Origin of the sequence: Ferrigenium sp. UT5 (assembly GCF_045866295.1) — a bacterium.
GTDB lineage: Bacteria > Pseudomonadota > Gammaproteobacteria > Burkholderiales > Gallionellaceae > Sideroxyarcus.
Genome location: NZ_BAAFRY010000018.1, coordinates 36,014 through 58,163 on the forward strand (window position 1 = coordinate 36,014; position 22,150 = coordinate 58,163).

Here is a 22,150-nt window from a genome sequence, read left to right on the forward strand (position 1 = left end):
TGCAGGAGGTCGTCCATGAACACAGCCATTATCAGTCAGGAATCGCGCAGCGTCGAACGCATCGTCCAGGGGGTTGCCACCTCGGACGGAGCCGGGGTCAGTCTGACGCGGGTGCTGGCCGGCAAGCTGCAGCACCGCCTCGACCCTTTCCTCATGCTGGATGCGTTCGGCAGCGACGATCCGGACGACTACATCGCCGGCTTCCCCGATCATCCGCATCGCGGCTTCGAGACCATCACCTACATGCTCGCCGGGCGCATGCGGCATCGCGACAGTGCGGGGCACGAGGGGCTGCTGGGCGACGGCGGCGTGCAGTGGATGACGGCGGGGCGCGGGGTGATCCATTCCGAAATCCCGGAACAGAAAGACGGCGTGATGGAAGGATTCCAGCTTTGGCTCAACCTGCCTGCGCGGAACAAGATGAGCGAGCCCTGGTACAAGGATTTCTCCAGTGCCGACATTCCCGAATATGTAACGGCAGAAGGCGTGACCGTGCGCGTGATTGCCGGGACGAGCAACGGCGTGGCGGGCGCGGTCACGCGCGAAGTGACCGAACCGATCTATCTCGACATTCATCTGCCTGCCGGCACGTCGTTCTCGACCGCCATTCCGGCCACACATAACGCTTTCATTTACACCTATCGCGGGACGGCGCGGGTGGGTGAAACGCAGGTTGGGGCACAGCGCATGGGCATCTTGAGCAATACGGAAAGTGCGGGTGGCTTCACCGTTTCCGCGGCCGACCCGACCCGGCTCATCCTGGTCGCGGGCAAGCCGCTGCATGAACCCATCGTGCAATACGGGCCGTTCGTGATGAACACACAAGAAGAGATTCACCAGGCGCTGGATGATTTTCGTGGCGGCCGTCTGGCTTAAGGAGTGGATATGAGTACATCGCCGATAGCGCGCTACAACACCACCGCCATGGCCTTGCACTGGCTGGTGGCGCTGCTGGTCTTCGCCGCCTTCCCGCTCGGCGTGTACATGCACGACCTGCCCTTGTCGCCGGCCAAATTGCAGTATTACAGTTATCACAAGTGGACCGGCGTCACGATATTCCTGCTGGCCGTGACCCGCGTGGTGTGGCGCTTCACCCACACGCCGCCGCCGTTGCCCGCCGCGACCCCGCGCTGGGAAGTGGTCGTGAGCCATATCACGCATCTCGCCCTGTATGGCTTGCTGCTGGCGATTCCGCTCTCGGGTTGGCTGATGAGCTCCGCCAAAGGCTTCCAGACCGTGTGGTTCGGCGTGTTACCGCTGCCGGATTTGATCGGCAAGGATAAAGCGTTGGGCGAGTTGCTTACGACGGTGCATCAGGGCTTGAACCTGGCCTTGTTCGGGCTCGTCGGCATGCATATCGCCGCCGTGATCAAACACAAATTCATCGACCATGACCAGATACTGGAGCGCATGTTGCCGAAAGGAAAGAGCAAATGAAATTACTGATTGCAGTGTTGTCCCTGGTTGTTGCGAGCAACAGCGCCCTTGCGGCCGGATTCGATGAGGTGCTGCGGCAAGAGAGCACGATCACGTTCACCTATCAGCAGATGGGGGTGAACATGGACGGCACGTTCGGCAAATTTAGCGCGCAAGCCGCTTTCGATCCCGCCAGGCTGGACAAGGCACAGGCGCGCATCGAGATCGATCTTGCCAGCATCGACACCGGCGTCGATGAAGCGAATGACGAAGTAGCAGGCAAACTGTGGTTCGATACAAAAAATTTTCCCGCCGCGAGCTTCGTTGCAACCGGCGTCAAGACCCTGGGGGGCAACCACTATGAAGCGATTGGAAAGCTCACGATCAAAGGCAGGACACAGGATGTCGTCGCCCCATTCACTTTTCAGCCAGGTGCCACCCGCGGGGTATTCGATGGCGTATTCACCATCAAGCGCCTCGACTTCAACATCGGCGAAGGGCTATGGGCCGATGTCAGCGCTGTCGCCAACGAAATTCAGATCAAGTTTCACCTTGTCGTAGCCGCAGCACCCCGCAAGAAATAGTCCCAACCCAACCCCCACAGGAGAACACCATGAAAAACATCATTGCTTTCACCCTCACCGCTTCGCTGGCTTCGGTCGCGTTCGCCGCGCCGGAGACTTATGTGATCGATCCGACGCATACCCTGCCGCGTTTCGAATACAGCCATTTCGGCTACTCCACCCAGCTTTCCCGTTTCGACAAGACGTCCGGCACCATCGTGCTCGACCGTGCGGCCAAAAGAGGTTCGGTCGATGTGGTAATCGACGCGACCTCGGTCAACACCGGCTATGCCCTGTTCACCCAGCACCTCCAGGCGGCGGATTTTTTTGATACCGAGAAGTTCCCCACCATCACCTTCAAATCGGACAAACTGAAATTCAAAGGCGATAAACTGGCCGCAGTGGACGGGGTGCTGACCATCAAGGGGGTCAGCAAGCCGGTCACGCTCACCCTCAATTCCTTCCTGTGCATGCCGCATCCGATGGTGAAGAAGGATGCCTGCGGCGCGACCGCCACTGCCAAGATCAAACGCTCCGACTTCAACATGGGCAAGCACGTGCCTTACGTCAGCGATGAAGTGACGTTGACCCTCCCGGTCGAAGCGATCAAACAATAATCCACGAGGAACATGCAATGACCGACATCCTGTACACCCAGACCACCCTCGGCAAGCTGCAACTGAAGAACCGCATCGTGATGGCGCCGATGACCCGCTCGCGGGCCACCGGCAATGTGCCGAACGAGCTGATGGTCAAGTATTACAGCCTGCGCGCTGCCGCCGGTCTCATCATCACCGAAGGCACTTCGCCCTCGCCCAACGGCCTGGGCTACGCGCGCATCCCCGGCGTATTTTCGGACGAACAGGTGGCGGGATGGCGCAAGGTGACCGATGCCGTGCACGCGGCGGGTGGCAAGATATTCGTGCAATTGATGCACACCGGCCGCGTCAGTCATCTCGCCAACATGCCGTCCGGCAGTCGGGTGCTGGCACCCTCCGCGCTCGCCACGCCGGGCGAGATGTGGACCGACAGCAGCGGCATGCAACCTTATCCGGTGCCGGAAGCGATGAGCGCAGCCGACATCGCGGCGACCATCGCCGAATATGCGAACGCTTCCAGGCATGCCATCGCAGCCGGATTCGACGGGGTCGAACTGCACGCGGCGAACGGCTACCTGATCGACCAATTCCTCAACACCGCCACCAACCAGCGCACGGATGAATGGGGCGGCAGCGTGGAGAACCGCATCCGTTTCGCGGTTGAAATCGCCAAGGCTTCGGCTGCCGCCATTGGCGCGGAGCGCATCGGCATGCGTATCTCGCCTTATGGTGTTTTCAACGGCACCGCACCCGATGCCAAGATGGATGCACTCTATCTGCGCCTGGTGGAAGAGTTGAATAAGCTCGGGCTGGCCTATATCCATGTCGTCGATCACAGCTCGATGGGCGCGCCGGAAGTCAACCCTGAATTGAAAGCGAAAATTCGCGCCAATTTCAAGGGCAAGTACATCCTGTCCGGCGGTTACGATGCGGCGCGGGCGAATGCCGATCTCGTTGCACAGCGCGGCGACCTGGTGGCATTCGGTCGTCCGTTCATCTCCAACCCTGATCTGGTGCAGAAGCTGCAGCGCGGCGCAACACTGGCCCCGCCCGACATGAGCACCTTCTATACGCCGGGCGAAAAAGGCTATACCGACTACTGATTCCGGGCTGGAAAAACCAAAACCAGAAAAAACAGCCTCACGCGGAGACGCCTCCGCGTGAGGCTGTTTTTTTCAAGTTGCGCGATCAGCCGTGCAGGGCTAATCTGCTTCCATCGCAGAGGCCCAAAAAGATTCATCTTCCCGCACTATCTTCTGCCGCCTTTTCCCAATCCTCGATCGACAACCGCCATGACTACGCAAACCCAACCTTTATCGCCCGATGAAGCGAGCCGTATCGATGCCTACTGGCGCGCCTGCAATTATCTTGCGGCCGGCATGATCTATTTGCGCGACAACCCCTTGCTCAGGCAGCCGCTCGCGCCCGAACACATCAAGCGCCGTCTGCTCGGCCACTGGGGCTCCAGTCCCGGCCTGGCGTTCACCTACATTCACATGAACCGCCTGATCAAAAAGTACGATCTGAACGCGATCTTCATGGCGGGGCCGGGACATGGCGCGCCGGGCGTGCTGGGCCCGGTCTATCTGGAAGGGCGCTACAGCGAGGTGTATCCGAACAAGGGCGAGAACCTGGAGGGCATGCGCGAGTTCTTCAAGGAATTTTCTTTTCCCGGCGGCATCGGAAGCCATTGCACTCCGGAAACCCCCGGCTCGATCCACGAAGGCGGCGAACTCGGTTACAGCGTGTCGCATGCCTTCGGTGCCGCGTATGACAATCCGGATCTGCTGGTGACGGTGGCGGTGGGAGACGGCGAATCCGAAACCGCGCCGCTGGCGACTTCGTGGCATTCCAACAAATTCCTCAATCCGATCCGCGATGGTGCGGTGCTGCCGATCCTGCATTTGAACGGTTACAAGATCAACAACCCGACGATTCTTTCGCGCATCTCGCACGAGGAACTGGAGAATCTGTTCAAGGGCTACGGCTGGACACCGCATTTCGTCGAAGGCGGCGATCCGGAGACGATGCACCAGGCGATGGCCGCGACGATGGAACAGTGTGTCCTGGAGATTCGCCGTATCCAGCAGGAAGCGCGCAGCAGCGGGAAGCCCGTTCGCCCGCGCTGGCCGATGATCGTGCTGCGTTCACCCAAAGGCTGGACGGGGCCGAAGGAAGTCGATGGCAGAAAGGTGGAAGGTTTCTGGCGCGCGCACCAGGTACCGATTGGCGACATGAAGACGCCGGAACATTTCGCCAAGCTGGAAGCGTGGCTCAAGAGCTACCGGACGGAAGAGTTGTTCGATGAGAGCGGAGCGCTGTTGCCCGTGCTGAAAGCGCTGGCGCCGCAGGGCGAGCGGCGCATGAGCGCGAACCCGCATGCCAATGGCGGGCTGCTGCGCAAGGCCTTGCGCCTGCCGGACAGCAAGGATTACGCGGTGGAAGTCAACAAACCGGGCACGACGGTGGCGGAGAACACGCGTCCGCTGGGCAAATTCCTGCGCGACACCATGCGCGACAACATGCACAACTTCAGGGTGTTCGGGCCGGACGAAAACAGCTCGAACAAGCTGGACAACATCTATGAAGTGAGCAAGAAAACCTGGCTTGCCGATTATTTGCCGGAAGACGCGGGCGGCGGCGAGTTATCGCCGGACGGGCGGGTGATGGAGATGCTGTCCGAGCACACGCTGGAAGGCTGGCTGGAAGGTTATCTGCTCACGGGCAGGCACGGCTTTTTCTCCACTTACGAGGCATTCGTGCATGTCATCGACTCCATGTTCAACCAGCACGCGAAGTGGCTGGCGATGTCGAAGGAAGTGCCTTGGCGCGCGCCGGTTTCGTCGTTGAATCTGCTCATCACTTCCACCGTGTGGCGGCAGGACCACAACGGCTTTACCCACCAGGACCCCGGCTTTCTCGACGTGGTGGTGAATAAGAGCCCGAGTGTCACGCGCATCTATCTGCCGCCCGACGTGAACTGCCTGCTGACCGTTGCCGAGCATTGTCTGAAGAGCACCAACTACATCAATGTCATCGTCTGCGACAAACAGAAGCATTTGCAATATCTCGACATGGATGCCGCCATCAAGCATTGCACCAAAGGCATCGGCATCTGGGACTGGGCCAGCAACGACGAGGGCGGCGAGCCGGATGTGGTGATGGCCAGCGCGGGCGATATTCCGACCAAGGAGGCGCTGGCTGCGGTGGTGATGCTGCGCGAGCATTTCCCGGCGCTGAAAATTCGCTTCATCAACGTCGTCGACCTGTACAAGCTCACGCCGTCGAGCGAACACCCGCACGGCCTGAGCGACCGCGATTTCGACAGCCTGTTCACCCTGGACAAGCCGGTGATGTTCAACTTCCACGGCTATCCGTGGCTGATCCACCGCCTTGCCTATCGCCGTGCCAATCAACAGAATTTCCACGTTCGCGGCTACAAGGAAAAGGGCAGCATCAACACCCCGCTGGAACTGGCGATCCAGAACCAGATCGACCGTTTCAGCCTGGTCATCGACGTGATCGACCGCATTCCGTCTTTGCACGTCGCGGGCGCGCATGTGAAAGAACAGATGCTCAACCGCCAGATCGAATGCCGCAACTACGCTTACGAGAACGGGGTGGACTTGCCCGAGGCGGATGGCTGGACGTGGCCGTATTGATGCCAACCATCCTCACCCTCAACAGCGGTTCATCCTCGGTCAAGGCCAGCCTGTTTGAAGCGGACGGCACGCGGCGGGATTTTTTTACGGCCACCTGCGTGATCCGCGCAGCGGATTTGATCAGCTGTTGCGCGATCTGCACGGCCATGCGCCGACGATCGTCGGCCACCGCTTCGTGCATGGCGGCGACATCAGCGATGCGGCGCGCCTCGTGGACGAAGCGGAATTGGCGCGCCTGCGAACCCTCGTGCCGCTCGCGCCGCTGCATCTGCCGGGAAATCTGCTGGGCATCGAACTGTGCCGCGAGCGTTTTTCCGTGCCGCAGATCGCCTGTTTCGACACCGCCTTTCATGCGACCCTGCCGCCCCTGGCCAGCCGCCTGCCGATTCCTGTTGCGTGCGGGATGCGGCGCTACGGTTTTCACGGCCTGAACTATGCGCATGTCGCTTCAGTGTTGCCGGAAATATTGGGCGACACCGCGCGCGGCAAGGTGGTTGTCGCGCATCTGGGCAGCGGCGCCAGCCTGTGTCTGCTCGACGATCTAAAGTCGCGGGACACCAGCATGGGCTACACCCCCGCCGGCGGCATCGTCATGGGCACCCGCAGCGGCGACCTTGATCCCGGCGTGATGCTGGCGCTGGCGGAGCGGCATGACGCGGAGACCTTGCGCGACCTCGTGTTTCATCAGATGGGACTGCTCGCCCTCTCCGGCGGCGAGAGCAGCGAGATGCGCGATCTGCTTGCCAGCGACAGCGATGCCGCGAAATTCGCCGTGAACTACTTCTGCCGCCAAGTGAGTGGGGCTATCGGCAACTTTGCGGCCAAAGCCGGTGGCATCGATGCGCTTGTTTTCACCGCCGGCATCGGCGAACACAGCGCGCGGGTCCGCGCAAAGATTTGCGGCACGCTCGGCTTCATGGGCATTCGCCTCGACCCCGCCGCCAATCAGGCTCACGCTGCGCGCATCGACTCGGCGGGAACGATTCCCGTCTGCATCGTTCCGGCCGACGAAGAAAGCATGATTCGGCAACTATGCCTGCAACAGTGAAATTGCTGCTTTATGGCACGACATACTGCCACCTGTGCGCGCAGGCAGAAGCTGTTTTGCAAGCGGCCGGTTGGGTTGCCGAACCTGTCGATATTGCACAGGACGATGCGTTGCTACAAAGATACGGCGCCCGCATTCCGGTTGTCCGGCGGCTTGATAATGACACCGAGATCGGCTGGCCGTTCGATGAATCCGCCCTGCGCGAATTCATCGGTTGAGACTCACGCAGTTCGCTTGCGGGGATGGAACGCCAGCGGCATCCCGGTCGGCGGGGGCATCTTCAGGATGTGCTTCTTCATCTTTCCCATCACGCGCATCTCGCACGACTTGCAGTCGAATTCCAATCTCAATCTTTCGTTGCCGTTGACCCGCGTCATCGGCTCCGCACGCACCTGACCCTGCACCCCGATCACGCCTTTCGCCTGTTTCGGACACAGGCTCAGCGAATAGCGGATGCAGTGGCGCGTGATCATCAGCGGCACTTCGCCGGCTTCCTGGTGCGCTTCATATGCGGCGGCGATGAATTGCCCGCCTTGTCGCGCGCGCCGAACGACGGCTCGCTGATATACACCGCATCCGCGCCGGGACTAATTCCGGTTTGCCAGCCACTCGATCAGGGCATCCTGCGCATCCTGTCCGCGCTGGGCATAAGGATGGTTGATGAAGAACACGAGAACCCATTCCTTGCCCGACTTCGAGCGCACATAACCCGCGAGGGTCTTGACGCCGGTCAAAGTGCCGGTCTTGAGGTGGGCGTGGCGGGCGGCGGGACTGTCCCGCAGGCGTTTCTTGACCGACCCGTCCACCCCGAGGATGGGGAGCGAGGCCAGCAGTTCGGCATTGAGCGGATGCGCGTAGGCGCTCTGCAGCAGCTGGGCCATGTGCGTTGCGCTGATGCGTTCGTCGCGCGACAGTCCGGCGCCGTTTTCCAGCACCAGTTCGGAAAAACGCAGATTGTTTTTCAGCAGCCAGTTCTGCACGGCGAAGATGCTGCGCTCCACGCTCATGCGCCGTCCGGTCTCCGTGCCTGTATCGCTTTCGTTTTTCAGCGGCAGGGCCTCGCCCAGGGTCAGGAACACCTGGCGCGCCATCACGTTGTTGCTGAATTTGTTGATGTCGCGGATGAGGTTGCTCAAAGGGTCGGAGCGATGCACTGAAAAAAGCGTTGCCGTCGCGCCCGCGTTGCCCTCGCGTTGCCGGCCGTGCAGCGTGCCGCCGAGATTCTTCCACATGGTGCGGAATACCGCCTCGATATAGCGGGTGTGCGGCATCACGCTCAGATTCTGTTCGCGCTCCCCGCAGCCGATGGGATAGTCGCCCTGCAGCACAACGCTGTCGCCGCTGGGCTGCACGCTGAAGCGGTCGTCCCAGTTGTCGCAATTCCCGTTCGTGTCATTGGGGGTGAGCTGGTTGTCCAGACGCATGCCGTCCAGCGGCGGTTCACTGACGACTTTCAGACCGGTGCTGTCCGGCAGGTAGCGCAAGCGCAGGGTGTTGAAATTGAGCAGCATCGCATCGGGGCCGACGTTGTAGGCGCGCACCGGATCGTTGTCGAACTCGGCCGGGTCGTGCTGCGGCAGATCGAAATAGCTGCGATCAATCACCAGGTCGCCGCGAATGTCGCGCAGGCCGCGCGCGCGCAGTTCCGACAGCCACAGCCAGAATTGCTCGATGGTGAATTTCGGGTCGCCATAACCTTTCAGGATCAGATCGCCCTGCAGCAAGCCGTCTTTCAGTTCGCCGTCGAGGTAGGCTTCGGTCTTCCAGGTGTAGGCCGGGCCGAGCAGGTCGAGCGCGGCGTAAGTGGTCAGCAGCTTCATGGTGGAAGCCGGGTTCATCGGACGCCGGGGGTTGATGCTGATGAGCGGGGCGTGCTTGCCCACCTCGCGCACTTCGATGGCGATGGCGGAAGACGGGATGCCGGCTTTTTTCAGTTCCTGTGCGACCGTTGCCGGCAGCGGGGCGGCGGGTGCGGCGAAGACGATGCAGGACAGCAGGGCAGGGAGCAGGCGTTTCATATCAAGGCGTCGATGATTTCCAGAGTGCGCGTGACGAGCATCTGCATCTCGTCCTCGCTGATGATGTAAGGCGGCATGAAATAGACCGTGTTGCCCATCGGGCGCAACAGCAATCCACGCCGCAGTCCGAGGCTGAAACAGCGCTGGGCGAAATCGGCGTGTGGCGTTTCCACCTCGAATGCCCAGACCATGCCGGTGTGGCGGAAGTTCCGCACGTTCGGGTGTTCGCGCAAAGGCTGCGCGATGCGGTTGAGGAAGGCGGCCTTGCCGCGATTCACGTTGAGCGTATCGTCCTGCGCAAAAATGTCCAGCGTGGCGAGTGCGGCGCGGCAGGCCAGCGGGTTGCCGGTGTAGGAATGCGAATGCAGGAAGCCGCGCGCAGTCTCGTCGGCGTAGAAGGCCTGGTAGATATCTTCCGTCGTCATCACGATGGACAGCGGCAAATAGCCGCCGGTGATGCCTTTCGAGAGCAACAGGAAATCGGGCGTGAGACCACCTGCTCCCAACGCTTCTTCAGAGAGGGGAAGCGCAACTGCCGCCGCACCACCAGTGGAGCGGGCTTTTGTATCCCCTGCCTGCTCGCAGGCGAACATCGTTCCGCTGCGCCCCATGCCCACCGCAATCTCGTCGGCAATCAGATGCACCCCGTATTGAGCGCACAGTTCGCGCGCCCGTTGCAAATAGACCGGGTGGTACATCGCCATGCCTGCCGCCCCCTGGATCAGGGGTTCGACGATGAAGGCGGCGAGCCGGGCGTGGTGCTGTTGCAGATGATCTTCCAGCGCATTGGCACAGCGCAGCGCAAAATCGGCCGCGCTTTCTCCCGCTTCCGCTTCGCGCCAGTCCGGGCTCATCACGGTCGCGTTCTGCCGGATCAGCGCTCCATAGGCGTCGCGGAACAGCGCGACATCGGTGACGGACAATGCCCCCAGCGTTTCGCCGTGGTAACTGTTTTTCAGGCTGATGAATTGGGTTTTTTCCGGCTTGCCGCTGTTGCGCCAGTAGTGAGCGCTCATTTTTAACGCAATCTCGGTGGCCGAGGCGCCATCCGAACCGAAGAAGCAGTGCCCCAGACCGGCCGGCGCGAGTTCGCGCAATCGTTCTGATAGCAGCACCACCGGCTCATGGGTGAAACCGGCCAGCATCACATGTTCCAGTTTGCCGAGCTGGTCGGCGAGGGCGGCATTGATGCGCGGATTGCAGTGACCAAACAGGTTCACCCACCAGGAGCTGACCGTGTCCAGATAGCGTGTGCCGTCGAAGTCATACAGCCACACTCCTTCGGCGCGCGCAATGGGCACGAGCGGCAGCGTCTCGTGGCGCTTCATCTGGGTGCACGGATGCCACACGGCGGACAGGCTGCGGGTGAGGAGATCGCGGTTGGATGTCATGCGCGTCATCATAACGTAAGATGCGGGCATCACATCGGTCGGAGGGGCAGCATGCGCATTTTCATCACGGGCGGGACTGGCTTGATCGGACGCGCGTTGTGCCGGGCATTGCGCGCGGAAGGGCATGAGCTGACGGTATTGAGCCGGCATCCCGAACGCGTGGCGGCAAAGTGCGGCGCGGGCGTGCAAGCCGTGGCATCGCTCGCCGCGTGGACTCCGCACATGGCTTTCGATGCAGTGATCAATCTAGCGGGGGAACCCATCGTCGATGCAAGGTGGTCGGCGCGGCGCAAACAGGTGCTGTGGGACAGCCGCGTCACCCTGACCGACGAGTTGGTGCGCCGCATCAACCTCGCCGAGCACAAGCCGGCGGTGCTGTTGAGCGGTTCGGCGGTGGGGTTCTACGGCGACCGCGGCGACACCGTGCTGGACGAAAACGCCAGCGCGGGTACCGGTTTCTCCGCGGAACTGTGCCAGGCATGGGAACAGGCGGCACTGGTGGCAGAAAAAAACAGGGTGCGCGTCTGTCTGTTGCGCACGGCACCTGTGTTGAGCCGCGAGGGCGGACTGCTGGGCAAAATGTTGCTCCCGTTCAAACTGGGAATGGGCGCGCGCCTCGGCGACGGGCGGCAATGGATGAGCTGGATCCATATCGACGATCATGTTGCGCTGACGGTGCGTCTGTTGCATGACCCGCAGGCGCATGGCGTATTCAATCTGGCCGCACCGGAGCCTGCAACCAATCGCGCATTCACCGCCGCCCTTGCACAGGCGGTGCGGCGCCCGGCCTGGTTCGTCGCACCGGCATGGCTGTTGCGCCTGGGCATGGGCGAGCGCGCCAGCCTGCTCCTGGAAGGGCAGCGTGTCGTGCCGGGAAAATTCGTCGCCGCCGGACATCCCTTCCGATTTCCCAGCCTGGGGGATGCTTTGCGCGATGTGATTGGCTAAAGAAATTCGCGGAAGCTCGCCCCACTGAAACGTGCAAAGGGGGCGCGCCTTATGTGGAACAGACATGGGGCACATCAAGGTCGAAGCAGGCGCGTTAAATATCGTCATTCCGCGCAGGCGGGACCAAATCAAACAAGGAGCGCAGATGGCAAACCAACCCGAGATCACCAACATGGCGCTGTTCTGCGACTTTGAGAACGTCGCGCTGGGCGTGCGCGACGCCAAATACGCGCCGTTCGAAATCAAAAAAGTGCTGGAACGCCTGCTGCTCAAAGGCAGCATCGTGGTCAAGAAAGCCTATTGCGACTGGGAACGCTACAAGGAATTCAAGGCCACCATGCACGAGGCCAACTTCGAATTGATCGAGATCCCGCATGTGCGGCAGAGCGGCAAGAATTCCGCCGACATCCGCCTGGTCGTCGATGCGCTCGATCTTTGCTACACCAAATCCCACGTCGATACCTTCGTCATCATCAGCGGCGATTCGGACTTCTCGCCGCTGGTCTCCAAGCTGCGCGAGAACAACAAATACGTCATCGGCATCGGCGTGAAGGATTCCACCTCCGACTTGCTCAGCGCCAACTGCGACGAGTTCATTTTTTACGACGACCTGGTGCGCGTGCAGGAAGCGAAGAAGAAACAGGCCGCCAAGAAAGCGCCGGCCAAGGCCAAAGCCGAGGCCGCAAAACCGGCAGCCCCCAAGGGCGACGAAGACAAGAAACAGGAAGCGATGGATTTTTTGCTTGAAACTGTCGAGGGTCTTATTTCGGAACGCGGCTCGGACGAGAAGCTCTGGTACTCGATGGTCAAACCCACCATGCAACGGCGCAAACCCGGGTTCACCGAATCCTATTATGGCTACCGCTCATTCAAGGAATTGATGGAAGACGCGCAGCAACACAAACTGGTCGTGCTGGCGAAGGATGAGAAGTCGGGGCAATACACGATTCGGTTGCCGGCGGCGGAGTGATGGCGGGTTGCTAACACGTGCCATGACGCCGTGTTCAGCATTTCCCCGGGTACAATGCCGCGACACTCTCTTGCTTGATGCCCAAAGCCCTTTTTCTGTTAGCCTGTACAAATCTTGAAAACGCATTGCCGGTCACGGCGAGGTCCGCACCCCGCCGTAGAGGGTCGATGCCATGCTCGGCCCATTAAGGACAAATCGGAGTGCCTCGATTCGCGCCTCTCTGAAACCGGCTATGGCACCTGGTCCAATCTGCGCAAGGTGGACAAGGGCGACTATGCCAGGACGGTCAGCTTCAAGAGCCGTCTGTACACCGCCTGATGCTGCGGGTGTTTGTGTCACATGAAGAAGGGGCGACCGAAGAAGCCACTTTTTTGCTGGCCTGTTTATTGCTTAAACTTGCAAACGCATGGCAATATGCCAACGTGCAATCCGGCGTAGAGAAACGCTTTATATCAAGGAGAAAACCATGGGTTCATTCAGTATCTGGCATTGGCTGATCGTGTTGCTGGTCGTCGTCCTGATCTTCGGCACCAAGAAACTGCGCAATATCGGCAGCGATTTGGGCGGAGCGGTCAAGGGCTTCAAGGAAGGCATGAAGACTGATGATGACGCGGCGAAACAACTGCAGGCCGACGACAAGGTGATCGAAGGCGAAGTCAAGAGCAAGACGCATAGTCGCGCGTGATGCCGCGCGGCTGCATTTGAAAGGCGGAAGCAAACGTGTTCGATATCGGCTTCAGTGAGATCATGGTCATCATGCTGGTGGCACTGGTGGTGATCGGCCCCGAACGTCTGCCCAAAGTGGCGCGCACGCTGGGGCAGCTGTGGGGGCGGGTGCAGCGTTATGTCAACAGCGTCAAGCGTGATATTGGCAGCAGTGTGGAACTGGAGGAGTTGCGTGAGGTGGAGCGGCAAGTCAAAGCGGAAGCCGAGGCGCTTGAACGCTCGGTGCAGCAGGCCGGCCACGATATCGAGCGCGATCTTGGCCAACTGGAGCGCGAACTGGAGCAGCCCGTGCAGACGATAAAGCAGGCGGCCGTGCCAGATCTGCCTAATAAAGCATGAGCACCCAACAAGCCCTCATCGCGCATCTGATCGAGTTGCGCGTCCGCGTCACCCATGCCCTGATCGCGATGTTGCTGGTCTTTGTCTGTCTGTTCCCATGGGCCGCCGACCTGTATGCCGTGCTGGCGCAACCGCTGCTGGCGAAGCTGCCGCAGGGCGGGCAGATGATTGCCACCGATGTCACCACGCCTTTCTTCGTGCCGGTCAAACTGGCCATGATGCTGGCCTTTCTTATCGCGCTGCCCTACATCCTGTTGCAAGCTTGGAAATTCGTCGCGCCCGGCCTGTACGCACACGAGAAGCGCCTGCTGTTGCCGCTCATCGTTGCCAGCGTGTTGCTGTTCCTGACCGGGATGGCCTTCGTGTATTTTGCCGTGCTGCCGGCCGTGTTTGGTTTCGTCACGGCTGCCGCACCGCAGGGCGTGGCGGTGATGACCGACATCGACAAGTACTTGAGCTTCGTGCTCGGCATGTTCATGGCATTCGGATTCGCGTTTCAGGTGCCGGTCGCCGTGGTCGTGATGGTGCATATGGGCTGGGTGGGTACGGCAAAATTGCGCGAGGCGCGCCCCTACGTCATCGTGGGCGCGTTCGTTGTCGGCGCCATTCTTACCCCGCCCGACATCATTTCTCAATTCATGCTGGCCGTGCCGATGTGGCTGCTGTATGAAGCTGGCATCCTCGTTGCGCATCGCATGGCTCGCCCGGTCGCCAAGGTGGTTTCATGAAAATCTATCGCATCTGTGGTTACGGCAGCGGGCGCAGCGAACTGGTGGTGAAGCTGGTGGAAGAGTTCGCCTTTCGCCGTATTGACACCGCCGTCATCAAGCACGCGCACAAACCGTTCGATATGGACAAGTCCGGTTCGGACACCGCCAACCTGCGCGCCAGCGGCTGCCCGCAAACCCTCATTGCGCACCGCGACCGCTGGGGTCTGCTGTGCGAAACGCCGCACGGTGGCGAACCCGATCCGATTGCCCTGGCGCGCCATCTGGCACCGTGCGACCTGGTGCTGGCCGTGGGATTTGATGATGCACCGCTGCCCGGGCTGGAAGTGCGGCGCAGCGATGACGGCAGCGAGCCGCTGTATCGCCGCGATACCCGTCTTCATGCCGTGGTGATGGACGGCGCATCCGGGACGGAAGTGCCGTTCTGCTTTGCACGCGACCAGATCGAAGCGATCGCCACGCATATTTTCGACCATGCGGAGGCATCGACGTGCTGAAAAGTCTGGCGCGAAACTTGCTGGAATCCGACTATTTGGATTTTGTGCGAAAGATATGAGCCCGATCACCATTCCCATCCTCCCGAGCGGCACGATCGCCGACTACCGCGCGTTCGATGTGCCGCGCGACCATGCCGGGGAGATATTGGACACGCTGCAGCGCCCGTTGCGCGACCTGCGCATCTCCGTTACCGACCGCTGCAACCTGCGCTGTACCTACTGCATGCCGCGCGAAATTTATGACGAAAGTCATCACTTCCTGCCGCGCGCCGACCTGCTCAATTTTGAGGAAATCGAGCGGCTGGCGCAGGTGTTCATCCGGCTGGGCGTGCAAAAACTGCGCATCACCGGCGGCGAACCCTTGTTGCGCAAGGGGGTGGAGCACTTGATCGAAAAGTTGGCCGTGCTGCAAACCAACGAAGGCAAGCCGGTCGAGATCGCGCTCACCACCAACGGCGTGTTGTTGGCCAAGAAAGCGCAAAGCCTCAAGGATGCCGGCCTGGCGCGCGTTACCGTCAGTCTGGATGGGTTGAGCCAGGAGACTTTCCGCCTGATGAGCGATACCGATGTGGCGGCCGAAACCGTGCTGGACGGCATCGCCACCGCGCAGGCGGTGGGGCTGGCACCGGTCAAGGTCAACATGGTAGTCAAGCGCGGCGCGAACGAACATGAGATCGTGCAGATGGCGGAGCACTTCCGCCACAGCGGTGTCGTGCTGCGTTTCATCGAATACATGGATGTGGGTTGCAGCAATGGCTGGCGCATGGACGAGGTGGTGCCGGCGCGCGCAATACTCGACCGCATTGCCGCGCACTATCCGCTGCAACAGGTTGATCCCAACTATCACGGCGAAGTCGCCGAGCGCTGGCGTTACGCCGACGGTGCGGGCGAGATCGGCGTGATCGCCTCGGTCACCCAGGCGTTCTGCCATGAATGCACCCGCGCGCGTCTGTCCACCGACGGCAAGCTTTATACCTGCCTGTTCGCGGGCGACGGGCTGGACCTGCGCGCGCCCCTCCGCCAGCAAGTCTCCGATCGCGTCCTGACCAACCTGATTGCAGACCAATGGGGGCGGCGTGCCGACCGCTATTCGCTACAACGTCACTTGTTAACGAGCTATATGCAGAACAAGGTGGAAATGTCGTACATTGGCGGGTGATTTTTGTTTATTACCAAACCGTAATGCTCTTCATTTAATTCTGCCACTCGTTGGTAATGCTTGGATGCCGGTACAGCCCTTTTAATCATCTTTTCTTGAGATGATGCGCTTTACCTCGGTCAAGTTGGGTTAATTTTGTGCTTGGCACGTGATTTGCTTAATGGTTTTGGACAGCTAAATTTTCGCTGTTCTCGTTAATTTGAAAAGGGGGTAAAAGCATGAACAAGAAACTTATCAGTATTGCCGTGGCGGCAGCTCTGGCGCCGGCCGTTGCAATGGCTGACGACGTAACCGTGTATGGTCGTGTACACGTGTCCGTTGATTCGGTGACCGGATCTACGGCTGCCGGTAAGAGTGACACTGCCTTGAATTCGAATTCTTCGCGTTTCGGCGTCAAGGGGCAACATGATTTGGAATATGGATTGAAGGGGGTGTTTCAGCTTGAATCGGGGGTCAATGCGGTTGGCCGGAGCGGGGTATCTGATGGTAACGGCGGCACGACCTCAGGGCAGGTGTTTAGCAATGCGCGCGATATGTTTATCGGTGTGGACAGCGATTTTGGTTCCATCAAGGCCGGTCGTATGGGGGGGGCTAACCAGTGGGTATATGACTCCGACCTCTTCGCCGATCAAATGGGTGATGCGGGTAACTTTAACCAAGGACGGGGTGTGGGCGGCCGTTTAAGTGGCGTATTGGTGTATCAAACGCCAACCGTGAGTGGTTTCAATGCCAGCCTGACTTATATTCCCGGCTCAACGCTGGATTCCGTGGCGGTCAGTGGTCATGATAGTTACGGCGTCAAGTTTGATTATGCCAATATGGGCATCAACGTGCACGGTGTTTACTTTAAGACCCTCACGACTGATAAGGATAGCAAGAATGGCTCTCTTGCCGCCAGCTACAGTCTCGGTGATGCCATGGTGACGGCGCAGTGGGTCAACAGCAAGCAGAAGGCCACCGCCAGCGCTTCTACCACGCAAAATGTCTACAACATCGGAGCGGCCTATAATCTCGGCGAAAACGATGTGATCAAGGCTCAATATTCCAGTGCGGATAATTTGAGTCGCGCTCCACAGTCAGGCGGCAGTCAAATCGCGATCGGGTATGACCATAATCTTTCCAAGAAGATGGCCCTCCATGCCGTTTGGGCAAGAACCAACAACGACGCTAATGCCGCGTTCACCGTCGATGGTTATGGCCATGGCGGCGGAAGTTCGAATGTCGCTGGTAAAAATCATAATGGCGCAAGTATTGGGATGAGCTACAACTTCTGATTCCAGTCTTGGCTTGAAGTAGCGTACGTAAAACGGGCATCTTCGGATGCCCGTTTTTTCATGTAGACACACGGTCAGGCAACGTTCGCTGGATCGCCCATCCTGCTCAATGCTCGATTTCCATGTCGGCATGAATATCCAGCTTCTTCATTTTCTCCCAGAGATTCTTGCGGCTGATGCCAAGCGCTTCGGCGGTGTGGCCGAAATGCCAGCGGTGTTGCTCCAGTGAGCGCAGGATGAATCCGCGTTCGCAGGATTTCAGGTAATCGGCGAGCGTGCCCGGTGCCGCGCTGAACGGCGCGTCCGTCGGGGATGCGAGCGCCACGTTGTCGAAGAAGGTATCGGCCTCAAGCATGGGGTTGTGCGACAGGATGCAGGCGCGTTCCACGCTGTGCTTGAGCTCGCGCAGGTTGCCCGGCCATTCGTAGTTGAGCAGAGCCTGCTCGGCGGCGGGCGAGATGACATGTTGTTCGCCGTTCGCCTCGACGCATTGCTGCAGGAACAGGCGGGCGAACCACAGGATGTCCTCCTTGCGCTCGTGCAGCGGCGGGATGCGCAGGCGGATGACGTGGATGCGGTAATACAGGTCTTCGCGGAAGGTGCCGTCTTCCACCATTTTCTTCAGGTCGCGATTGGTGGCGCAGATCAGGCGCACGTCCACCGGGATCGTGCTTTCCCCGCCGACGCGCACGATGACGCGTTCCTGGATGGCGCGCAGCAGCTTGACCTGCATGGCGAGGGTCATCTCGCCAATCTCGTCGAGGAACAGGGTGCCGCCGTGCGCCTGTTCGAACACGCCTTTGCGTGCCCTGGCCGCGCCGGTGAAGGAGCCCTTTTCGTGGCCGAACAGTTCGGATTCGAGCAGGCTCTCGGTCACGGCACCGCAGTTGATGGCGACGAAAGGCGTGTCGTCGCCGCTGCGCGCATGCTGATGGATAAGTTGCGCCACATGTTCCTTGCCCACGCCGGAATCGCCGGTGACGAGGATGGTATTGGCGAGTCGGGCGAGGCGCGGGATCGATTGCTCGATCTCCACCATGACGTGGGAAATGCCGAGTGCGTTGCTGCCGGCCATGGCGGTAGCCGGTTCGGCCGCCGCCAACGGACACAGCTGGTGGACTTTTTCCACGAGGCTGTCCAGATCGAAGGGTTTGCTGATGTAGTCGGCGGCACCCAGCTTGAGCAGGCGCACGGCACGGTCGATGGAGCCGTAGCCGGTGATGAACAGGAAGGGCGGCAATGCCATTTTCTGTTCTTTAAGCAATTGCGCGTATAACTCTTCGCCGTTCAGATCGGGCAGATGGATGTCGCTGACGACCAGGCAGTAGGGTTTGTTGCTGACAGCACGCTGGCCTTCCAGGCCGGTTTGCAGCCAGTCCACCTGGAAGCCTTCCAGGGCGAAGCGGTCACACAGGGATTCACCCATGATTTCGTCATCTTCGATCAGGCAGATGCGGGATTGGCGGGGCTTGCTCACGTTATTTTTTCCAGGGGAAGTTGTACGGTGAATTGCGTATTGTCGGGTTCGCTCTGTACGGTGATGAGGCCGCCCAGTTGCTGCACGATCTGGTAGATGACCCACAGGCCGAGCCCGTTGCCATTCTCGCTCAAGGAGGTGAAGGGTTCAAACAGGAAGGCGACGCGCTCCGGCGGGATGTAGGAACCGTTGTTCTGCACCACGATGAAGAGAGATTGCGCATCGCCGTAGAGGTGCAGATGGATATGACCGTGCGCGGGAGTGGCCTGGATGGCGTTCAGCAGCAGGTTGATGATGACCTGCCGCGCCAGCGTGGAGGGCACGGTCTGCGCATCGGCGATGTCGATCTGGCGTGTGAAATGAACCGGTTTTTTTTCGACGTCCGGGTGGATCAGGGTGCAGATGTCTGCCACGTCGTTGAGGTCGAACGGGCGCGTCTGCGCCTTGGCTTCGACCAGCAGCGCGGCGACGGTTTCCTTGATCTGTAGCAGGCCGCGCTCAAGCAGCGACAGCGTCTTCTGCGTCAGGGGATCTTGTGCGCCGTGGCGCTTGAAGGTGCTGATGGCGTTGAGCATGCCGCCCAGCGGGTTGTTGATTTCGTGCGCGATGCCGGCGGACAGGCGGCCGATGGCGGCCAGCCGGTCGGCGGCGATCACCTGTTGCTGCAATTGTTCTTTTTCTTTCAGTTCAGCCAGCATGGTCTTGAAGGACTTGGCCAGTTGCCCGATCTCGTCGTGCGACTCCTCGACCGACAGTTCGTCAGGATCCGGCAAAGCGGGGCCGGAGCGGTTCATGGCCTGAGACAGGTGCAGCAGGGGATCAGCCATGCGCCGTCCCCAGTAGATGCCGAGCGGCAGCAGCACGGCCAGCACCAGCAGGGTGATGAGCATGGCGGAGCGGATCAGGCTATAGAAACGCTGGTCGAAGGGTTCCCGGGAATAGCTCATGAGCAGCGTGCCCAGATGCACGCCATCCGACTGGATGTCGGCGATCAAGAAGAAGCGGCCGGAATGGGAAGTGTGAACCACCAAGAGAGGCGCATGCCCGTTCTTCGTGATGACGGGCAGCAGTTCGCCCAGTTCGGCATCGGCCGCGAGCGGATCGCCCAGGATGGGGAAGCGTTCGGGCAGGGTCGATACATAAGTCCGATTGTGTGCATCCAGAACCAGCGTATATTCGGCGCCCTGCAAAGTTGCCTGTCTCGCCGAGGCGACGAAGGGCGACTTGATGATTTCGAAGGCGCGCCAGACGTCATCGTGTAACAGGGGTTCAACCAGGGTGTTGTCCAGGATGCGACCGATGCTCTCGGCGTTGAGCATCATGGTGTCGCGCAGGTCGTTGACGCTGCGGTACACCAGCACCGAGGCAAGCAGGCTGGCGGTCGAGATGACCAGAGCCGCCACCCGCAGCGGAATCTTGTAGTTGAGGCTAACGTCCTTGAGATGCAGCATTGCGTTGTTTCTCTATCGCACGGGACATTTCCGCGATGCTGTCGAACAGGGCCGGGCCGCCATAGACGAAACCGTCGAGGTTGAGGTTGTCGAGCATCGGCCCGCCCTGCGGGTCGTGCGTCATGTGGAACAGGGCCTGTTGCAGATCGCCGATCATTTTGCCCGTGGCGCTGGGTCCGGCCACGAAAGGCGGGTGTCCGAACTGGGGCGACTCCTGAATGATCCGCGTGTTTCGGGTGAGCTCCGGATGCAGCAGATTGAGCGTATCCCACACATACCCATCCACGGCGCCGCCTTGCGCGAGACCACTGGCGACGGCTTCAACCACTTTGCGGTGCGCCCAGGTATAGAACGTCCTGGCAAAGAAGGTGTGCGGCTGTTTCCCCTGCTGTGCGATCAGAAACTCCGGATATAGATGTCCGGAATTGGAATCCGGGTCGGAGAAGGCGAAGACCTTGCCGCGCAGATCGTTGATTGAGCGGCTCGTGTGATCAGTGGCGGGAACGATGATGTAGGACTGGTACAACGGCCTGCCCTTGTACAGAGGGACGGCGACAAGCCGGAACACATTTTTGTTGACCACATAGGGATAGCCGCAGAGCCAGGCAAAATCCAGCTTGCCTTCGCGCAGCATGTCGATGATCTCGCGGTAGCTGCCGCGCTGGACAAAGGTGACCTGGCGCTGCATGTGGAGTTCCAGATAGTCGCCCCATGCCTTGACGAAGGTGGCCTGATCGTCGAGGAAGACCGGTGTCAGCCCGATGCGCACCGGCGCAGGCGCCTCGGCTGCGCAAGCCGGCACAGCCAGCAGCAGGAACAACAAGAGGGTCAGGCGGCGCAGGAAATCAGACATGACAGGTGCCGTCCGTGCAGCATTCCTTCGCTGCGGTGGCAGGCTGTCCGTTGCATACCGGGCAATGCGGATCCTTGACAAAACGGCTCTGCATGACACGCATGTCCAGCGCATCGAATGCGAGCAGGCGCCCGTGCAGGCCGTGCTCAATGCCCATCAGCAGCTTGAGCGCTTCGGCCGCCTGCAGCGAGCCGATGATGCCGACCAGCGGCGCGAACACGCCGGTCGTTGCGCAGCGCAGTTCCGCCGCCGCGCTCGCTTCCGAGAAGAGGCAGTTGTAACAGGGCGAATCGGCGCGGCGAAAATCGAACACGGCGACCTGCCCCTGAAACTGGATGGCGGCGCCGGAGACCAGCGGCTTGTGCAAGGCCTGACAGGCGCGGTTCACCGCATAGCGGGTAGCGAAGTTGTCGCTGCAATCCAGGACCAGGTCGGACTGCCCGACCAGTGCGTGCAAGCGTGCTTCGTCGGCGCGCTGCGGCAAGGCGACATAGTCCACCTCGGGATTGATCTGCAGCAGGGTATCGCGCGCGGATTCCGCTTTGGGCCGTCCGACCGTCCCCGTGCGATGGATGATCTGGCGTTGCAGATTGCTGAAATCCACCGTGTCGTGATCGCACAAGGTTAATCGGCCCACGCCGCTGGCAGCCAGATAGAGCGCGGCAGGTGACCCCAACCCCCCCAGGCCGATGATCAGAACTTTGGCATCCAGCAGGCGTCGTTGGCCTTCGACGCCGATCTCATCCAGCAGGATGTGCCTGCTGTAACGCATCAGTTGTTCGTCATTCATCAGGGAACCTCTATAAATTCATTTTACGGGCGAATCGCGGCGTCGCGTGCTCGTTCATTCCTCGTCTATCTATTTGATATGCCTCGTCATTCGCTGCGCGGCTCCTTGCGTTTCATCCCGTAAAAGTGAAGGGTCTTCGTGAAAGAGTGTGGGTAGAATTTAGCATGAAATCCTCTGCAAGCCTTGTGGCATCTGGCAAAATCCGGTCTGCACCTGTCGCGGGAAACGGGAGGATTTCTCA

The 22,150-nt window shown here is 60.3% G+C and carries 23 protein-coding genes; 16 read left to right on the forward strand and 7 right to left on the reverse strand.

Features of this window, described 5'->3' with window-relative positions; translation table 11 throughout:
• Positions 1–15: 15 nt before the first annotated feature.
• The 8 genes from ACKTSJ_RS08155 to ACKTSJ_RS08190 all read left to right on the forward strand — a co-directional run bounded on the left by ACKTSJ_RS08155 (position 16) and on the right by ACKTSJ_RS08190 (position 7,506).
• Complete coding sequence (locus ACKTSJ_RS08155; RefSeq protein ID WP_407899151.1) at positions 16–876, forward strand: pirin family protein; 861 nt, start codon at positions 16–18, stop codon at positions 874–876.
• 9 nt (positions 877–885) lie between these two features.
• A complete protein-coding gene (locus tag ACKTSJ_RS08160; protein WP_407899153.1) occupies positions 886–1,437 on the forward strand; it encodes a cytochrome b in 552 nt (183 codons plus the stop codon).
• Complete coding sequence (locus ACKTSJ_RS08165) at positions 1,434–2,000, forward strand: YceI family protein (RefSeq protein ID WP_407899155.1); 567 nt, start codon at positions 1,434–1,436, stop codon at positions 1,998–2,000. Before ACKTSJ_RS08160 ends, ACKTSJ_RS08165 begins: the two co-directional genes overlap by 4 nt.
• Positions 2,001–2,029: 29 nt before the next feature.
• Positions 2,030–2,596, forward strand: coding sequence for a YceI family protein (locus ACKTSJ_RS08170; RefSeq protein ID WP_407899157.1), 567 nt, complete (start codon positions 2,030–2,032; stop codon positions 2,594–2,596).
• A gap of 17 nt (positions 2,597–2,613) precedes the next feature.
• The gene (locus ACKTSJ_RS08175; RefSeq protein ID WP_407899158.1) at positions 2,614–3,681 is read left to right on the forward strand and encodes an alkene reductase; all 1,068 of its coding nucleotides are present in this window, start codon (positions 2,614–2,616) and stop codon (positions 3,679–3,681) included.
• A 189-nt stretch (positions 3,682–3,870) separates the two neighbouring features.
• Positions 3,871–6,240 (forward strand): phosphoketolase, encoded by a 2,370-nt coding sequence (locus ACKTSJ_RS08180; RefSeq protein ID WP_407899160.1) that lies wholly within the window; start codon positions 3,871–3,873, stop codon positions 6,238–6,240.
• A 127-nt stretch (positions 6,241–6,367) separates the two neighbouring features.
• Positions 6,368–7,288, forward strand: coding sequence for an acetate/propionate family kinase (locus ACKTSJ_RS08185; RefSeq protein ID WP_407899162.1), 921 nt, complete (start codon positions 6,368–6,370; stop codon positions 7,286–7,288).
• Positions 7,273–7,506: a glutaredoxin family protein gene (locus tag ACKTSJ_RS08190; RefSeq protein ID WP_407899164.1), complete on the forward strand. Its 234-nt coding sequence runs from the start codon at positions 7,273–7,275 to the stop codon at positions 7,504–7,506. The genes ACKTSJ_RS08185 and ACKTSJ_RS08190 overlap by 16 nt, the downstream gene beginning before the upstream one ends.
• 3 nt (positions 7,507–7,509) lie before the next feature.
• Here the strand turns inward: ACKTSJ_RS08190 and ACKTSJ_RS08195 are convergent, their stop codons facing one another.
• The 3 genes from ACKTSJ_RS08195 to ACKTSJ_RS08205 form a co-directional block, all read right to left on the reverse strand.
• Positions 7,510–7,770 carry a hypothetical protein gene (locus ACKTSJ_RS08195; RefSeq protein WP_407899166.1) on the reverse strand — a complete coding sequence of 87 codons (261 nt, stop codon included), beginning with the start codon at positions 7,768–7,770 and terminating at the stop codon, positions 7,510–7,512.
• A gap of 105 nt (positions 7,771–7,875) precedes the next feature.
• Positions 7,876–9,306 (reverse strand): D-alanyl-D-alanine carboxypeptidase/D-alanyl-D-alanine-endopeptidase, encoded by a 1,431-nt coding sequence (gene dacB, locus ACKTSJ_RS08200; protein WP_407899167.1) that lies wholly within the window; start codon positions 9,304–9,306, stop codon positions 7,876–7,878.
• On the reverse strand, positions 9,303–10,706 hold the full coding sequence (locus ACKTSJ_RS08205; protein WP_407899169.1) for an aminotransferase class III-fold pyridoxal phosphate-dependent enzyme: 1,404 nt from the start codon (positions 10,704–10,706) through the stop codon (positions 9,303–9,305). The genes dacB and ACKTSJ_RS08205 overlap by 4 nt, the downstream gene beginning before the upstream one ends.
• A 42-nt stretch (positions 10,707–10,748) precedes the next feature.
• On the opposite strand from ACKTSJ_RS08205, the gene ACKTSJ_RS08210 reads away from it, so the two are divergent.
• The 8 genes from ACKTSJ_RS08210 to ACKTSJ_RS08245 all read left to right on the forward strand — a co-directional run bounded on the left by ACKTSJ_RS08210 (position 10,749) and on the right by ACKTSJ_RS08245 (position 17,338).
• Complete coding sequence (locus ACKTSJ_RS08210; RefSeq protein ID WP_407899171.1) at positions 10,749–11,645, forward strand: TIGR01777 family oxidoreductase; 897 nt, start codon at positions 10,749–10,751, stop codon at positions 11,643–11,645.
• 145 nt (positions 11,646–11,790) lie between these two features.
• Positions 11,791–12,615 (forward strand): NYN domain-containing protein, encoded by an 825-nt coding sequence (locus ACKTSJ_RS08215; protein WP_407899173.1) that lies wholly within the window; start codon positions 11,791–11,793, stop codon positions 12,613–12,615.
• A gap of 466 nt (positions 12,616–13,081) precedes the next feature.
• On the forward strand, positions 13,082–13,300 hold the full coding sequence (gene tatA, locus ACKTSJ_RS08220) for a Sec-independent protein translocase subunit TatA (RefSeq protein ID WP_407899175.1): 219 nt from the start codon (positions 13,082–13,084) through the stop codon (positions 13,298–13,300).
• A 35-nt stretch (positions 13,301–13,335) separates the two neighbouring features.
• Positions 13,336–13,680 (forward strand): Sec-independent protein translocase protein TatB, encoded by a 345-nt coding sequence (gene tatB / locus ACKTSJ_RS08225; RefSeq protein WP_407899177.1) that lies wholly within the window; start codon positions 13,336–13,338, stop codon positions 13,678–13,680.
• The gene (gene tatC / locus ACKTSJ_RS08230) at positions 13,677–14,408 is read left to right on the forward strand and encodes a twin-arginine translocase subunit TatC (RefSeq protein ID WP_407899179.1); all 732 of its coding nucleotides are present in this window, start codon (positions 13,677–13,679) and stop codon (positions 14,406–14,408) included. The genes tatB and tatC overlap by 4 nt, the downstream gene beginning before the upstream one ends.
• Entirely contained in the window at positions 14,405–14,905 is a 501-nt protein-coding gene (locus ACKTSJ_RS08235; protein WP_407899181.1) for a molybdopterin-guanine dinucleotide biosynthesis protein B, read from the forward strand. Before tatC ends, ACKTSJ_RS08235 begins: the two co-directional genes overlap by 4 nt.
• A 55-nt stretch (positions 14,906–14,960) precedes the next feature.
• Complete coding sequence (gene moaA / locus ACKTSJ_RS08240) at positions 14,961–16,064, forward strand: GTP 3',8-cyclase MoaA (protein WP_407899183.1); 1,104 nt, start codon at positions 14,961–14,963, stop codon at positions 16,062–16,064.
• A gap of 218 nt (positions 16,065–16,282) precedes the next feature.
• Positions 16,283–17,338, forward strand: a complete 1,056-nt coding sequence (locus ACKTSJ_RS08245; RefSeq protein WP_407899185.1) for a porin — start codon at positions 16,283–16,285, stop codon at positions 17,336–17,338.
• Positions 17,339–17,444: 106 nt separating this feature from the next.
• Here the strand turns inward: ACKTSJ_RS08245 and ACKTSJ_RS08250 are convergent, their stop codons facing one another.
• The 4 genes from ACKTSJ_RS08250 to ACKTSJ_RS08265 are packed head-to-tail and all read right to left on the reverse strand — an operon-like array spanning position 17,445 to position 21,909.
• Positions 17,445–18,815: a sigma-54-dependent transcriptional regulator gene (locus ACKTSJ_RS08250; protein ID WP_407899187.1), complete on the reverse strand. Its 1,371-nt coding sequence runs from the start codon at positions 18,813–18,815 to the stop codon at positions 17,445–17,447.
• A complete protein-coding gene (locus tag ACKTSJ_RS08255) occupies positions 18,812–20,266 on the reverse strand; it encodes a sensor histidine kinase (protein ID WP_407899189.1) in 1,455 nt (484 codons plus the stop codon). The genes ACKTSJ_RS08250 and ACKTSJ_RS08255 overlap by 4 nt, the downstream gene beginning before the upstream one ends.
• Positions 20,244–21,119 carry a PhnD/SsuA/transferrin family substrate-binding protein gene (locus ACKTSJ_RS08260; RefSeq protein ID WP_407899191.1) on the reverse strand — a complete coding sequence of 292 codons (876 nt, stop codon included), beginning with the start codon at positions 21,117–21,119 and terminating at the stop codon, positions 20,244–20,246. The genes ACKTSJ_RS08255 and ACKTSJ_RS08260 overlap by 23 nt, the downstream gene beginning before the upstream one ends.
• The gene (locus tag ACKTSJ_RS08265) at positions 21,112–21,909 is read right to left on the reverse strand and encodes a HesA/MoeB/ThiF family protein (RefSeq protein ID WP_407899193.1); all 798 of its coding nucleotides are present in this window, start codon (positions 21,907–21,909) and stop codon (positions 21,112–21,114) included. The genes ACKTSJ_RS08260 and ACKTSJ_RS08265 overlap by 8 nt, the downstream gene beginning before the upstream one ends.
• Positions 21,910–22,150: the final 241 nt, after the last annotated feature.